A 13,335-nucleotide genomic window follows, 5' to 3' on the forward strand; every position below is an offset into this window, starting at 1 on the left:
TGCTCCTGGACGGCCCTGCCCCTGACCTGCCTGCTCAGCCGGCCTCGACGCCGATCCCGCCGAACACGGCGACGGCGTGCACCCGCAGGTCGGCCTCGTGCTCGTCGTGGGTGCGCGTGAGCCCGCCGTCAGTGCCCACGCCGCCGATGCCCCGGAAGCGCGACCAGACCCGCCAGTCCGCCGGCACGCGCACGGCCAGCCCGCCCATCACCGCGCGCACGGTGAGGTCGACGCCGGCCGTCTCGCCGATGCCGGTGAGGTCGATCTCCCCGCCCGCCATGCCGAGGTCGACGCGGATGCGGGACAGCTCCGGGTTGACCGGGCGCAGCTCGAGCGGGCCCAGGGTGCGCACCCGGCGGATGCTCCGCGTGCTCTCGTCGCCCTCGTCCAGCCGCCGGGCGGCCAGCCGGCCGGCCAGGCCCACCACGAGCTGCAGGCCGAGCCAGGCGGCCAGCCAGGGCAGCACCCGCCGGGCGATCCGTCCCGCCATCCCGCCGGTCGCCCTGCCGCCGGTCGCCCTGCCGCCAGTCGCCATGCCGCCAGCGTGCCCGTCCCCGGCCCGCCTGCCCAGGGGCCGGACGGCCCTGCCACCATCGGGCGGTGGGCGAACCGCGGGAGACGCTGACCTACGAGGCCTTCGGCACCGCCGGCCGCGAGCTGGCGCAGCAGGTGGCCGACGACGGCTTCGAGCCCGACCTGATCCTGTCGATCGCCCGCGGCGGCCTGTTCCTGGGCGGGGCGCTGGGCTACGCGCTGGACGTCAAGAACCTCTTCGTGATGAACGTCGAGTTCTACACCGGCGTCGACGAGCGGCTGGACCTGCCCGTCGTCCTGCCGCCGACGCTCGACGTCGTCGACCTGACCGGGGCGAACGTGCTGGTCGCCGACGACGTCGCCGACACCGGCAAGACCCTGGAGCTGGTCCGCGACTTCTGCGCCGGGTACGTGGCGGAGGTGCGCACGGCGGTGATCTACGAGAAGCCGCGCTCCATCGTGCGCTGCGACTACGTCTGGAAGCGCACCGACCGCTGGATCGACTTCCCCTGGTCCACGCTGCCGCCGGTGCGTGAGCGGCGCCGCTCCCGGTCGTAGGCGGGCGCCGGCGGCGGGAGACCCTCCGCCGCCGGCGCCCCTTCTCCCGGTCAGTACCGGAAGCGGGAGACCGAGGAGTGCAGCGCGGAGGCCATCCGCGCCACCTCCTCGATGGCCGACCGCGCGTCGGCCATGGCGTGCGTCGTCGACCCGGTGGCGCTGGCCACGGCGGCGATGTTCTCGGCGATCCGGTCGGCCGACTGCGCCGCCTCGCTCACGTTGCGGTTCATCTCGGTCGTCGTCGCGGTCTGCTCCTCCACCGCCGCCGCGATGGTGCCCTGGGAGTCGTTGATGACGGCGATGATCGAGGCGATCTCGCCGATGGCCCGCACCGCGCCGTCGGTGTCGGCCTGGATCGCCTCCACCCGGTGCGAGATGTCCTCGGTGGCCTTGGCCGTCTCCTGGGCCAGCTCCTTGACCTCGTTGGCCACCACCGCGAAGCCCTTGCCCGCCTCCCCGGCGCGCGCGGCCTCGATGGTCGCGTTGAGCGCCAGCAGGTTGGTCTGCTCCGCGATGCTGGTGATGACCTTGACCACGCCGGCGATCTCCAGCGACGACTCGCCCAGCTTGGCCACGGTCGCGGTGGTGGCACCGGCGACGTCGACGGCCTGGGCGGCCACCCGGGCCACCTCCGCCGCGTTCTGCGCGATCTCGCGGATGCTGGCGCCCATCTGCTCCGAGCCGGCGGCGACCGTCTGCACGTTGGTCGACACCTGCCCGGCCGCGGTGGCCACGACCCCGCTCTGCGTGGCGGACTCCCCGGCCAGGCGCGCCATGTCCTGGGCGCTCGCCGACAGCTGCTCGGTCGCCGAGGCCAGCGTCGTCGAGCTGTCGCCGATCGCGGCCACCACGGTGCGCATGTCGGCCATCGCTGCCTCCAGCCCCACGGCCATCCGGCCCACCTCGTCGCGGCTGGTCACGCCGGTCTCCCCGCGCAGGTCGCCCTCGGCGAGCGCGGCCACGACCGCGCCCACCCGCCGCAGCGGGCCGACGACGGACCGGGTGATCACCCAGCCCAGCCCGGCGAGCAGCGCCACGCCGCCCGCGGCGACGAGGACGGCGAGGGTGATCGCCGTGCCGCGCTCGGCCGTCGTCCGCTCGACCGCGGCCGCGGCGTGCGCGTCGATCGCCTCGCCCACGGAGGGCAGCGACTCCTCCAGCGCGCCGAACTGGTCCCCGAAGCTCGGGTAGAGCGCCGCGGCCGCCGCCGGGTCGCGCCCGGCCAGGGTGACCACCTGGTCCGCGGCGGCGAGGTAGCCCTCCACGTCCGGGACGACGCCGGCGACCGCGGCGTCGACCTCGTCGCTCAGCGGGGCGGCGGCCAGCCGGTCGAGGATGTCGCGGAAGGTGGCGCCGTGGTCGCCGAGGTCGGCGACGGCGCCCCGGTACTGCTCCCCCGCCCCGCCGCTGAGCAGCGCCTGCAGCACGTCGGCCCGGACGGCGTCGTGCATCATGTCCGCCTCGAGCGCCAGCCCGGTGGCCTCGTTGGCGCGCAGCAGGGTCTCGGCCCGCTCCCCGGTGTCCTGCAGCGACCGGACGGTGAGGACGGCGAACGCGGCGAGCGCGAGCGCCCCCGCGGCGACGAGGACGGCGAGCTTGACGCCCAGCGGGCGGTCGGACCAGAAGCGAGCCACAACGCTCTCCAGCGAAGGCCGGCTGAACCGGTGGGCGGTCCACCGTGCCGCTGCCATCGGCACATCGCTGGAGCGACTACAGCCGAGAGCTTGAAGACTTGAAGTCTTGACCCTCTCGTGACCTCCGTCACTCCTGCCGCAGGCGGTAGAAGCGGAAGAAGTCGTTCTCGACGGGGAGGACCTCGATGCCGACGAAGCCGGCCGTGCGCGCGTACCGCTCCAGGGTGGCCGGCCGCATCACGGTGCCGGTGCCGACCGAGGGCCGGGTCGACAACCCGTCCGGCAGGCAGCAGAAGAGGCTGTAGCCGTACATCAGCCGCTCGATCTCGTCCCCGGGTGCGGTGAACTCCTCGGCCACCCGCTCGTCGGCGACCAGGACGGTGCCGCCGGGACGCACCATCCGCCGCATCGCCGCCAGCACCGCCACCGGGTCCGGCAGGTCGTGCACGCACTCGAAGGCCAGCGCCAGGTCGTACGCGCCGTCCTCCGCGACGTCGCCGACGTCCACCACGTGGAACCGCACCCGGTCGGCGACGCCGGCCTCCAGCGCGTTGCGCTGGGCCTGCTCCACCGAGGGGACGTCGACGTCGTAGCCGTCGACGCGCGCGGTCGGGTACCCGGTGGCGATCCCCACCGACGACCACCCCATCCCGCAGCCCACGTCGGCGACCCGGCCGCCGCCGCGCAGCGCGGCGTCGACGTCGGGCAGCGTGGCCAGCACGTCGGGCACCAGGGCTGTGAGGAAGAACGGGCGGTTGACGGCGGCCTGGCCCTCCCACGCGTCGGGGCCCATCTCGTGCCAGCCCAGGCCGCGGCCGCCGCGGTAGACCTCCACCAGCTTCTCGAGGTTCCGGGTGAAGGCCAGGGCGAGCCGGGGCATCGGCGCCATGTACAGCGGGTCCACCTCGTCGACCAGGATCCGGCGGTGCTCCTCGGGCAGGGTGTAGCGGCGCGCGTCCGGAGCGGCGCGGACGTCGTCGACGGCCAGGTAACCGGCCACCGCCTGCTGCTCGAGCCACTCGCGGGCGTAGCGGGCCTCGGTGCCGGTCCGCCCGGCCAGCTCCGGCGCCGTGGCGGGCGCCTGGGCCAGGGCCCGGTACCAGCCCAGCCGCACCCCGAGCTCCACCGCCGCCACCTCGAACGTGCCGATCACCGCGCCGAGCAGCCGGTCGGCGAGGGCGCCCTGCACCACGGGATCGGGTTCGGTCGTCGTCACGGACCCCGACGGTGGCCCGGGCCGGTGCCCGCCGACAGGGCCTTCCGTCCCGACGTCAGCGGCGGGTGGACACGGTGACGGTGAAGCGCCGGTCGCGGGCGACCACGCGGGTGGGGCCGACCAGCCGGCGCAGCGCCACCGGGTGGGGCAGCGGCGAGTTGAACACCGTCCACAGCCGGCCGCCGGGCCGGAGCACGCGGCCGGCGGCGGCGAACAGCCGGTCGGCCGCGGTGGTCACCACCGCGGCGCCGACGTGGAACGGCGGGTTGCAGACCACCAGGTCGACCCCGCCGTCGGGCACGCCGGCGGCGGCGTCGTCGCGCAGCACCGTGACCCGCACGTCGTTCGCCGCGGCCGTCGCCGCCGCGGACGCCACGGCGGCCGCCGACTGGTCGGTGGCCAGCACCTCCAGGTCCGGGTGGGCCCGGGCCAGCGCGGTGGCCAGCACCCCGGTGCCGCAACCGAGGTCGAGCGCGGTGCTCCCGGCGACATCGCCCGGCCGGTCGCGCAGCAGCGCGCGGGTGCCGAGGTCGACCTTCGTGCCGGCGAAGGCGGCGCCGTGCGCGCAGACGGTGAGCCCGAGGTCGGGGTGGTGCCGGCAGCGCGGGAACGACGACGGTCCCGGTCGCGGGCCCCGCGCCACGAGCAGCCGCGACTTCTGCCGGGCCAGCGTGGCGGTGACGTCGGCGAACGAGTCGCGCAGGACCTCGTTCATCGCGTGCGTCATGTGCTTGACCCGCCCGCCGACGAGCACGGTCACGTCGGGCGCCGCCGACGCGGCCACCACCTCGGCGATCTCCCGCAGCGCGTCGAGCGCCCTGGGCGCCTTGACCAGGACGACGCGGGCACCGCGGGCCAGGCCGGCGTCGAGGCCGGTCGAGCGGTAGGCGCCGGCGAGCCCGGTGCGCCCGGCGTTGAGCGCGAGCGCCTGCTCGGCGACCAGCAGGTCCTGGTGGACGCGGACGTCCTCGGCGCCGTGCACCGCCACGGCGCCCAGCGTGAGGGCGCCGTACGAGTCGTCGACGACCGCGACCTCACCCGGGCCGGCCGCCCGGAGCAGGCCAGCGGCCTCGTCGAGCAGCAGGCGGTCGGTGGCGTCGACGGCGACGAGGTCCGGCGCCTCGACGTCGGGCTCCCGCGACAGCCGCGCGAACAGCGCCTCGCCCCGCGAGATCGCCATCCCGGTGGTGCCGCGCCCGGGCTCCGGAACGGAGTCAGGCACCGAGACGGCCATGTCGGTGGTCGTTCAGACGCCGGGGAGGCCGACCGGGCAGGAGACGCCGGTGGAGTGCACCGGGCAGTAGCCGTTGGGCACCTTGTACAGGTACTGCTGGTGGTAGTCCTCGGCGTAGAAGAACTCCCGCAGCGGGGCGATCTCGGTGGTGATCTCCCCGTAACCGGCCTCCTCCAGCCGCTGCTGGAAGGCCTCGCGGCTGGCGCGGGCGGCGGCCTCCTGCTCGGGGCCGTCGTAGTAGATCGCCGAGCGGTACTGGGTGCCGATGTCGTTGCCCTGGCGCATGCCCTGGGTCGGGTCGTGGTCCTCCCAGAACACCTTGAGCAGCTGCTCGTAGGAGATCTGCGCGGGGTCGAACACGACGAGGACGACCTCGGCGTGCCCGGTGCGCGCCGAGCAGACCTCCTCGTAGGTGGGGTTCGGCGTGTACCCGCCCGCGTAGCCGGCGGCGGTGGAGTAGACGCCCGGCGTCTGCCAGAAGACCTTCTCCACGCCCCAGAAGCAGCCGGCGCCGAAGACGGCGGTCTGCAGGCCCGCCGGGAACGGCGGCTGGATGCGGTTGCCGTTGACCGCGTGCACCTCGGGGATGCCCGGCAGGGGCGTGGGGCGGCCGGGGAGGGCGTCGGCGGACGAGACCGGCTGCGTCTTGAACCGGGAGAAGACCATGTCCCGAGCGTAGGACGGCGCTGCAACCCGCCGGACGGCGCGCGGTGCAGGATGCGGTGGTGATCCGGACCCGCGAGTGGCAGCTGGCCCCCCAGCCGCACGGCGAGCCCGTCCCCGCCGACGTCCGCCTGGTCGAGCTCGAGCGGCCCGAGCCCGCCGAGGGGCAGGTCGTCGTCCGCCTGCTGGTGATGTCGGTGGACCCGTACGTGCGCGGCCGGATGCGCCCCGGCCCCTCGTACGCCCCGCCCTGGCAGGTCGGCGAGACGATGCGGGGCGGCGCCGTCGGCCGGGTCGTCGGCTCCCGGTCCCTCCGGCCTTCCTCGACCTCGTGCGCGGGGGCGACACCGGGAAGATGGTCGTCCGGCTGGCTTCCTGACCCGCGGCGTCCGGGTTTCCTCGATCGGCCGCGCCGGGCAGACCCGCAGGTGGCGGCGGCCGCACCCGATCGGGTGCACCGACGAAGGTCGTAGCGGCGAGCCTGTTGCCGGAGCGGGGCGGCACCGCGCACGATCCGCGCAGCAAGCCCGATCGACGACGCCGTCGGTCCGTGCGGGAGGAGAGGAGCGGGCCATGACCACCGTCCACGCCGACCGGACCGACCGGCCCGGGTTCCCGGTGCCGCGCCCCGACGAGGCGCACTGGCCCGGGCTGGCGACGCCGCCGCGCGCCCCGTTCCGCGCGCGCGTCGCCGAGGCGGTGTTCCGCTCCGCGGTGGCCCCGCTGCCGATCCGCGTCGTGCTGCCCGACGGGCGGGTGCTGGGGGCCGGCGGCAAGGACGCGCCGGTCATGCGCCTGGTCCGGCCGCAGGCGTTCTTCGCCCGGCTGGGCGCCGACGTCAAGATCGGTTTCGGCGAGGCCTACATGACCGGCGACTGGACGACCGGCGCCGGCACCGACCTCGCCGACCTGCTCTCGGCCTTCGCCGCCCGCCTCGCCCGGCTGGTGCACCCGGCGCTGCAGAAGCTGCGGCACGCGGTCGAGCGGACCCAGCCCGCGCACGAGGAGAACACCAGGGAGAACAGCCGGGGCAACATCTCCCGGCACTACGACCTGTCCAACGAGCTGTTCGCCGAGTTCCTCGACGAGACCATGACCTACTCGTCGGCCTGGTTCGAGCCCGGTGACGACCTGCGGTCCGCCCAGCTGCGCAAGATCGACGGGATCCTCGACCTGGCGCGGGTGCGGTCGGGCATGCGGGTGCTGGAGATCGGCTCCGGGTGGGGGGCGCTGGCGATCCGGGCGGCGCAGGAGCGGGGCGCCTCGGTCACCACGCTCACCCTCTCCTCGGAGCAGCGGCGCCTGGCCCTCGAGCGCGCCGCCGCGGCGGGCGTGGCCGACCGGGTCGACGTCCGGCTGCAGGACTACCGGGACGCGCGCGGGCAGTACGACGCCGTCGTCTCGGTGGAGATGATCGAGGCGGTCGGCGAGCGGTACTGGCCCACCTACTTCACCGCGCTGGACCAGCTGCTCGCCCCGGGCGGGCGCGTGGGCCTGCAGTCGATCACCATGCCGCACGACCGGATGCTGGCCACCCGCCGCGGCTACACCTGGATCCACAAGTACGTCTTCCCGGGCGGGATCATCCCGTCATTGCGGGCCATCGAGGACAACCTGGCCGCGCACACGCTGCTGTCCGTCGTCGAGCGGCGCGAGCTGGGGCCGCACTACGCGCGCACGCTCGCGCTGTGGCGGGAGCGGTTCCTGGCCAACTGGAGCCGGCTCGAGGGCGCCTTCGACGACACCTTCCGCCGGATGTGGGAGTTCTACCTCGCCTACTGCGAGGCGGGGTTCCGCGTCGGCTACCTCGGCGTCAGCCAGCTCGGCCTGGCCCGCACCCCCACCTGGTGAGGTGGTGGGGGCTCTCTGCACCGAAGCCCCCCACCACCTCACGAGAAGAGCGCGCTGTAGCCGTTGAGCGCCGGCTGGCCGCCCAGGTGCGCGTAGAGCACCGTGGACGACGGCGCGATCTCGCCGCGGCCGACGAGGTCGATCACCGCCGCCATCGACTTCCCCTCGTAGACGGGGTCGGTGACCATGCCCTCGGTGCGCGCGGCGGTCTCCATCGCCCGGATCGTGGTCTCGTCGGGGATGCCGTAGGTCCCGGCGTGGTAGCGCTCGTCGAGCTCGACGTCGTCGGCGGTGAGCTCCCGCTGCACGCCGATCGCCTTCGCCGTGCGCTGGGCGATCCGCAGCACCTGCTCGCGCGTCTCGGCCGGCTTGGCGCTGGCGTCGATGCCGAGCACCCGGCGCGGCCGGCCGCCGGCCTCCTCGAGCTGGGCGAAGCCGGCCACCATGCCGGCCTGGGTGGAGCCGGTGACCGAGCAGACGACGACGGTGTCGAAGAAGACGCCGAGCTCGGCCTCCTGCGCGGCCACCTCGTGCGCCCAGCCCGCGAAGCCGTGCCCGCCCAGCGGGTGGTCGCTGGCGCCGGCCGGGATGGCGTACGGCTTGCCGCCGCGCGCCTCGATCTCGGCGAGCGCCGCCTCCCAGCTCTCCTTGAACCCGATGCCGAACCCGGCCTTGACCAGCCGGACGTCGGCCCCGGCCAGCCGGCTGATCAGGATGTTGCCGACCTTGTCGTAGACCGCGTCGGGCCAGTCGACCCAGCTCTCCTGCACGAGCACGCACGACAGGCCCACGCGGGCGGCGACGGCGGCGACCTGGCGGGTGTGGTTGCTCTGCACCCCGCCGATCGAGACGAGCGTGTCGCAGCCCTGCGCCAGGGCGTCGGCGACGAGGTACTCGAGCTTGCGGGTCTTGTTGCCGCCGAAGGCGATGCCGGAGTTCACGTCCTCCCGCTTGGCCCAGACCGCGGCGCCGCCCAGGTGCTCGGTGAGCCGGTCGAGCCGGTGCACCGGCGAGGGCCCGAACAGCAGCGGGTAGCGGGGGAAGTCAGCGAGGCTGGTCATCGGTCTCCTCGAGTTCGGACAGCAGCGCCGTCCAGATCACGGTCGTGGTGGCGACGGCGGCGGCGACGTCCCCCGCCGCGCAGGCGGCGATCAGGCGGTCGTGCAGCGCGACCGACGGGTGGGCGTCCCCGGGCGCGAAGCGGGCCCGCTCCAGGCGGCGGATGGCCGGCGTGAGGCGCTCGACGGTGGCGGTCAGCGCCGCGTTCCCGCAACGGGCCAGCAGCACGCCGTGCAGGTCGTCGTCGGCGGCGATCGCGGCGTCGACGTCGCCCGCGGCCACCGCCGCGGCGAACCGCTCGTTCGCGGCGCGCATCGCGGCGACGTCGTCCTCGGTCACCCGGCGGGCCGCCTCGCGCGCGGCGAGCTCGTGCATCGCCCGGACGACGACGGCGGCGTCGCGGACCTGGCGGACGACGAGCGGGGTCACCCGGGTGTGGCTCTGCGGCTTGGCCTCGACCAGCCCCTCGTCGGCGAGCCGCGCCAGCGCCGCCCGGACCGGGGCCACCGAGAGGCCGAGGCGGGCCGCCAGCTCGGCGTCCTTGATCACGGCCCCCGGGGCGAGGTCGCCTGCCACGATCGCGGTCCGGATCCGCTCGGTCGCCTGGTCGCGCAGCAGGACCCGGCCGACGGGGGCGAGGCCGCTGGACACCACTGACATTTCAGATGTCAGATCCCGTTCCGTCAAGCCCTCCCACCGGAATGGCCATTTCGGTGCGGGAGCTGGCAGGGCAGGGCCTCGTGCGGACGGCGGCCGACCCGCACAGTCGGCGCATGTTCGCCGACTGGGCCCCGCCCGCCGAGGCCGCCGCCCACTTCGCCCACCGCCTGGCGGTCGAGACCGACGTCAGCGACGTCGCGGCCGCGCTCGGCGCAGGCGGCTTCGTGCTGCTCGACAGCCGCAGCGCCGAGGCGTGGGCGCAGGGGCACGTGCCGGGCGCGCTGCACCTGCCGGGGCGGGAGATCCCGGCGCGGGCCGCGGCCGAGCTGGACCCGGCCGTCCCGGTGGTCACCTACTGCTGGGGACCCGGCTGCAACGGGGCCACCCGGGCGGCCCTCGCGCTCGCCCTGCTCGGCTACCGGGTGCGCGAGATGATCGGCGGCTTCGAGTACTGGGCGCGCGAGGGGCTCCCCGTGGAGACGGCCGACGGCACCCGCCGCGCGGACGCCGACCCGCTGACCGCGCCGGTCCTCAGCTGCGGGTGCTGAGCGCCGGCGGCGGGTCGTCGGAGAGGCGCGCCCAGAGCAGCTCGTCGTGCTTGACGCCGTCGCCGTAGCGGTAGGACCGTCGCAGCGCGCCCTCGCGGGTGAACCCGGCCTTCTCGGCCACCCGCCCCGACGCGGCGTTCTCCACGGCGTGGCAGAGCTCGATGCGGTCGAGCCCGAGCGCGGCGAAGGCCCAGCGGCAGACGGCGTCGACGACCAGCGGCGCGATCCCGCGCCCGCGGGCGGCCGGCGCCGTCCAGTAGCCGATCTCGGCGTCCCCCTGGGCGCGGTCGATCGAGTGCAGGGAGACCGAGCCGAGCAGCTCTCCCGTGGCGGTGTCGGTGACGGCAAAGGAGGCGTGGTCGCCCCTGCTCCAGTCCATCCGGCCGCGGATCATGCGGGCGACGTCCTCCCGCGACGCCGAGCCCGCGCCGTTCCACAGCCGGATCTGCGGGTCCCGCAGCGCGGCCCACGCGGCCTCGGCGTCGTCCTCCCGCCAGGGGCGCAGCAGCACCGGCCCCACCGGCAGCTCGAACGGGTCCACGGCAGGCGATCCTGCCGTGCGCCCTCAGGCGAGGGTGGGGATGGAGACCCCGACGCCGCCGCGGGTCCCCGCGCCGTACCGCTCGATCTCCTTCTCGAGGTCCAGCGGCCGGATCGCCATGGCCTGGGCCCGGACGTCGTCGGTGATGAGGTCGGCCGGCAGCAGCCAGGACACCTCGAACTCGAGGCCGTCGGGGTCCTGGGCGTAGAGCGCCTTGGTGGTGGCGTGGTCGGAGGCGCCGACCAGCGCGCCGACCTGCAGCAGGGCGTCGCGGACGCGGGCCAGCTCCGCCAGGGTGTCGACCTCCCACGCCAGGTGGTACAGCCCGACGGTGCGCCGGCCGGCCTCCGAGGGGGCGGCGCCCGCGCCGATGGCGAACAGCCCGAGGTCGTGGTCGTTGGTCGACCCCTCGGCCTGCAGGAACACCGCCCGCCCCGGGATCTCCGCCTTGACCCGGAAGCCGAGCACGTCCCGGTAGAAGGCGAGGCTGCGCTCCACGTCGCGGACGTAGAGGACGGCGTGGTTCAGGCGCTGGACCGGCATGGCCCCAGCATCCCGCATATTGCTTCAGTGTTCAAGTATTTGCGGGACGGTCGCCGGGTAGGCCGCCCGCCATGGACCAGTCCCGCGTTCCCGTCCTCGAGGCCCTGCAGGAGTTCCGCCGCCGGGGGGACGTCGTCTACGGCCCGCCCGGGCACAAGCAGGGACGCGGTGCCGACCCCCGGGTCGTGGAGATCCTCGGCGAGGCGCTGTTCGCCGACGACGTCCTCTCGCTCAACGGCCTCGACGACCGGCGGCAGTCGCAGGGCGTCGTCAGCCAGGCGCAGGACCTCATGGCCGACGCCGTCCACGCCGACCACGCCTTCTTCTCCACGTGCGGCAGCTCGCTGTCGGTGAAGACGGCGATCATGTCGGTGGCCGGCCCCGGCGAGCGGCTGATGATCAGCCGGAACGCGCACAAGTCGGTGATCTCGGGCCTGATCATCAGCGGCGTCCAGCCGGTGTGGGTGCACCCGAAGTTCGACCCCGACCGCAACCTCGCGCACCCGCCGGAGCCCGACGACGTCCGCCGGACCCTGGAGGCCAACCCCGACGTCAAGGGGATGCTGCTGATCACCCCGACCGACTGGGGCACCTGCGCCGACATCGCCGGCACCGCGGAGGTCGTGCACGCCCGCGACCTGCCGCTGATCGTGGACGAGGCCTGGGGCGCGCACCTGCCGTTCCACCCCGACCTGCCGGCGTGGGGCATGGACGCCGGAGCCGACCTGGTCGTCACCAGCGTGCACAAGATGGGCGGCGCGGTCGAGCAGAGCTCGGTGTTCCACCTGAAGGGCGACCGCATCGACCCCGACGTGCTCAAGGCCCGGGAGGACCTGCTGGGGACGACGAGCTCGTCGGCGCTGGTCTACCTGACCCTCGACGGCTGGCGGCGGCAGATGGTCGAGCACGGGGAGGAGCTGCTCGGGGTCGCCCTGGAGCGGGCCCGGCGGCTGCGCGCGGCGATCCACGAGCTGCCCGGCGTCGACCTCGTGGACCGCGAGGTGGTGCGGCCCGGCGGGGCGTTCGACCTCGACCCGCTCGTGATGACCATGGACGTGCGCGGCCTCGGCATCACCGGCTACCAGGCCGGCGACTGGCTGCGGGCCCACCGGCACGTCGACATCGGCTCGGCCGACGCCTGCCGGATCAGCGCCCGGCTCACGCACGCCGACGACGACGAGACCGAGCGGCTGCTGATCGCGTCGCTGCGGGCGCTGGTGGAGGACGCCGGCTCGATCGAGCGGCCGCCGGCGGTGGACCTGCCCGAGCCCCGGGCACTGGAGCTGGAGTCGGTCATGTCGCCGCGCGCGGCTTTCTTCGCCCCGGTGGAGCAGGTGCCCGTCGCCGAGGCGGCCGGCCGGGTCGTCGCGGAGATGGTCAGCCCCTACCCGCCCGGCGTCCCGGTGCTGGCGCCCGGCGAGCGGATCACCCTGGAGGTGCTCGACTACCTGACCACCGGCATCGAGGCCGGGATGCTCGTCCCCGACGCGGCCGACCCCTCGCTGAAGAGCCTGCGCGTCGTCGCGCAGTGACGGTGGCGGGCACGCCGTGACCGACGTCGTCGTCCGGGTCGAGGCGTCGCTGGCCTTCCTGCTGCCGCTGCGCGACCGCGCGGCGCGGCAGCGGCGGCTGGCGTTCGACCCGGACGCGACGGTCGGCCACCTGGTGCAGGCCGCCGGCGTGCCGCTGACCGAGGTGGGCACCCTCGCCCTGGACGGCGAGCCGGCGCCGGCCACGGCCCGCACCGCGCCCGGCGGGGTGGTCGACGTCGGCCCGGCGCCGCGGCCGCAGCCGGTGCCGCCCGGCGGCTTCCTGCTCGACGTCGGCCTCGGGGCGCTGGCCCGGCGGATGCGGCTGCTCGGCCTGGACGTGGCGTGGTCGAACGACGCCGACGACCCCGCGCTGGTGGCGCGCGCCCGCGCCGAGGAGCGGGTGCTGCTCACCCAGGACCGCGGGCTGCTGATGCGCCGCGCGCTGCCGGCGGGCGCGCTGGTGCGCGGCAGCGGGGCCGACGAGCAGCTCGCCGACGTCCTCGACCGCTTCGCACCCGCGCTCGCGCCGCTGACCCGCTGCACCGCCTGCGGCGGGCCGCTCGTCGCCGTCCCCGAGGAGGAGGTCGCCGACCGGCTCCCGGCCGGGACGCGGCGGACGTACGACGACTTCTCCCGCTGCACGGCCTGCGGGCGGGTGTACTGGCGCGGCGCGCACGCCCGGCGGATCGACGCGCTGATCGCACGCTCCCGGTAGGTCGGCCCGCGCGGGCCACCGACTGGCCCCGGTGTGTCACGCGGGGC

15 protein-coding genes are annotated in these 13,335 nt (G+C 75.3%); 6 read left to right on the forward strand and 9 right to left on the reverse strand.

The features are described 5' to 3' along the window. Positions 1–34 precede the first annotated feature (34 nt). Entirely contained in the window at positions 35–535 is a 501-nt protein-coding gene (locus ACI78S_RS06475) for a hypothetical protein (protein ID WP_456971412.1), read from the reverse strand. 65 nt (positions 536–600) lie between these two features. Here ACI78S_RS06475 and ACI78S_RS06480 point away from each other — a divergent pair, with 65 nt between their 5' ends. Continuing rightward, entirely contained in the window at positions 601–1,092 is a 492-nt protein-coding gene (locus tag ACI78S_RS06480; RefSeq protein ID WP_456971413.1) for a phosphoribosyltransferase, read from the forward strand. A gap of 50 nt (positions 1,093–1,142) precedes the next feature. Here the strand turns inward: ACI78S_RS06480 and ACI78S_RS06485 are convergent, their stop codons facing one another. From ACI78S_RS06485 to msrA, 4 genes are all read right to left on the reverse strand, one after another. Beyond that, the gene (locus ACI78S_RS06485) at positions 1,143–2,726 is read right to left on the reverse strand and encodes a methyl-accepting chemotaxis protein (RefSeq protein WP_456971414.1); all 1,584 of its coding nucleotides are present in this window, start codon (positions 2,724–2,726) and stop codon (positions 1,143–1,145) included. A gap of 127 nt (positions 2,727–2,853) precedes the next feature. Beyond that, a complete protein-coding gene (locus tag ACI78S_RS06490; protein WP_456971415.1) occupies positions 2,854–3,942 on the reverse strand; it encodes a class I SAM-dependent methyltransferase in 1,089 nt (362 codons plus the stop codon). Positions 3,943–3,997: 55 nt separating this feature from the next. Beyond that, entirely contained in the window at positions 3,998–5,164 is a 1,167-nt protein-coding gene (locus ACI78S_RS06495; protein WP_456971416.1) for a class I SAM-dependent methyltransferase, read from the reverse strand. 24 nt (positions 5,165–5,188) lie between these two features. Continuing rightward, the gene (gene msrA, locus ACI78S_RS06500) at positions 5,189–5,842 is read right to left on the reverse strand and encodes a peptide-methionine (S)-S-oxide reductase MsrA (RefSeq protein WP_456971417.1); all 654 of its coding nucleotides are present in this window, start codon (positions 5,840–5,842) and stop codon (positions 5,189–5,191) included. A 59-nt stretch (positions 5,843–5,901) separates the two neighbouring features. On the opposite strand from msrA, the gene ACI78S_RS06505 reads away from it, so the two are divergent. Together ACI78S_RS06505 and ACI78S_RS06510 are read left to right on the forward strand one after the other, a co-directional pair. Next, positions 5,902–6,312 (forward strand): hypothetical protein, encoded by a 411-nt coding sequence (locus ACI78S_RS06505; RefSeq protein ID WP_456971418.1) that lies wholly within the window; start codon positions 5,902–5,904, stop codon positions 6,310–6,312. Positions 6,313–6,412: 100 nt separating this feature from the next. After that, positions 6,413–7,690 carry a class I SAM-dependent methyltransferase gene (locus tag ACI78S_RS06510; RefSeq protein ID WP_456971419.1) on the forward strand — a complete coding sequence of 426 codons (1,278 nt, stop codon included), beginning with the start codon at positions 6,413–6,415 and terminating at the stop codon, positions 7,688–7,690. Between the two features lie 38 nt (positions 7,691–7,728). Here the strand turns inward: ACI78S_RS06510 and ACI78S_RS06515 are convergent, their stop codons facing one another. Together ACI78S_RS06515 and ACI78S_RS06520 are read right to left on the reverse strand one after the other, a co-directional pair. Next, positions 7,729–8,751, reverse strand: coding sequence for a 1-aminocyclopropane-1-carboxylate deaminase (locus tag ACI78S_RS06515; protein WP_456971420.1), 1,023 nt, complete (start codon positions 8,749–8,751; stop codon positions 7,729–7,731). After that, on the reverse strand, positions 8,735–9,400 hold the full coding sequence (locus tag ACI78S_RS06520) for a GntR family transcriptional regulator (protein WP_456971421.1): 666 nt from the start codon (positions 9,398–9,400) through the stop codon (positions 8,735–8,737). Before ACI78S_RS06520 ends, ACI78S_RS06515 begins: the two co-directional genes overlap by 17 nt. Before the next feature lie 122 nt (positions 9,401–9,522). Here ACI78S_RS06520 and ACI78S_RS06525 point away from each other — a divergent pair, with 122 nt between their 5' ends. Next, entirely contained in the window at positions 9,523–9,957 is a 435-nt protein-coding gene (locus tag ACI78S_RS06525; RefSeq protein ID WP_456971422.1) for a rhodanese-like domain-containing protein, read from the forward strand. Here ACI78S_RS06525 and ACI78S_RS06530 read toward each other — a convergent pair. Continuing rightward, positions 9,941–10,498 carry a GNAT family N-acetyltransferase gene (locus tag ACI78S_RS06530; RefSeq protein WP_456971423.1) on the reverse strand — a complete coding sequence of 186 codons (558 nt, stop codon included), beginning with the start codon at positions 10,496–10,498 and terminating at the stop codon, positions 9,941–9,943. The two genes, ACI78S_RS06525 and ACI78S_RS06530, sit on opposite strands and share 17 nt — an antisense overlap. 24 nt (positions 10,499–10,522) lie before the next feature. Beyond that, complete coding sequence (locus ACI78S_RS06535; protein WP_456971424.1) at positions 10,523–11,041, reverse strand: VOC family protein; 519 nt, start codon at positions 11,039–11,041, stop codon at positions 10,523–10,525. 71 nt (positions 11,042–11,112) lie between these two features. Between ACI78S_RS06535 and ACI78S_RS06540 the strand changes: the two genes are divergently transcribed. After that, the gene (locus ACI78S_RS06540; protein ID WP_456971425.1) at positions 11,113–12,573 is read left to right on the forward strand and encodes an aminotransferase class I/II-fold pyridoxal phosphate-dependent enzyme; all 1,461 of its coding nucleotides are present in this window, start codon (positions 11,113–11,115) and stop codon (positions 12,571–12,573) included. 16 nt (positions 12,574–12,589) lie between these two features. Further along, entirely contained in the window at positions 12,590–13,288 is a 699-nt protein-coding gene (locus ACI78S_RS06545) for a Mut7-C RNAse domain-containing protein (RefSeq protein WP_456971426.1), read from the forward strand. Positions 13,289–13,335: the final 47 nt, after the last annotated feature.

The organism is Geodermatophilus sp. SYSU D00815 (assembly GCF_054050035.1).

What these genes read in the sequence shown, in the direction of transcription:
- ACI78S_RS06540 (WP_456971425.1), top strand. Translation starts at nt 11,113, where the DNA reads ATGGACCAGTCCCGCGTTCCCGTCCTCGAGGCCCTGCAGGAGTTCCGC.
- ACI78S_RS06535 (WP_456971424.1), bottom strand. Translation starts at nt 11,041, where the DNA reads ATGCCGGTCCAGCGCCTGAACCACGCCGTCCTCTACGTCCGCGACGTG.
- ACI78S_RS06525 (WP_456971422.1), top strand. Translation starts at nt 9,523, where the DNA reads ATGTTCGCCGACTGGGCCCCGCCCGCCGAGGCCGCCGCCCACTTCGCC.
- ACI78S_RS06475 (WP_456971412.1), bottom strand. Translation starts at nt 535, where the DNA reads ATGGCGACTGGCGGCAGGGCGACCGGCGGCAGGGCGACCGGCGGGATG.
- ACI78S_RS06510 (WP_456971419.1), top strand. Translation starts at nt 6,413, where the DNA reads ATGACCACCGTCCACGCCGACCGGACCGACCGGCCCGGGTTCCCGGTG.
- msrA (WP_456971417.1), bottom strand. Translation starts at nt 5,842, where the DNA reads ATGGTCTTCTCCCGGTTCAAGACGCAGCCGGTCTCGTCCGCCGACGCC.
- ACI78S_RS06515 (WP_456971420.1), bottom strand. Translation starts at nt 8,751, where the DNA reads ATGACCAGCCTCGCTGACTTCCCCCGCTACCCGCTGCTGTTCGGGCCC.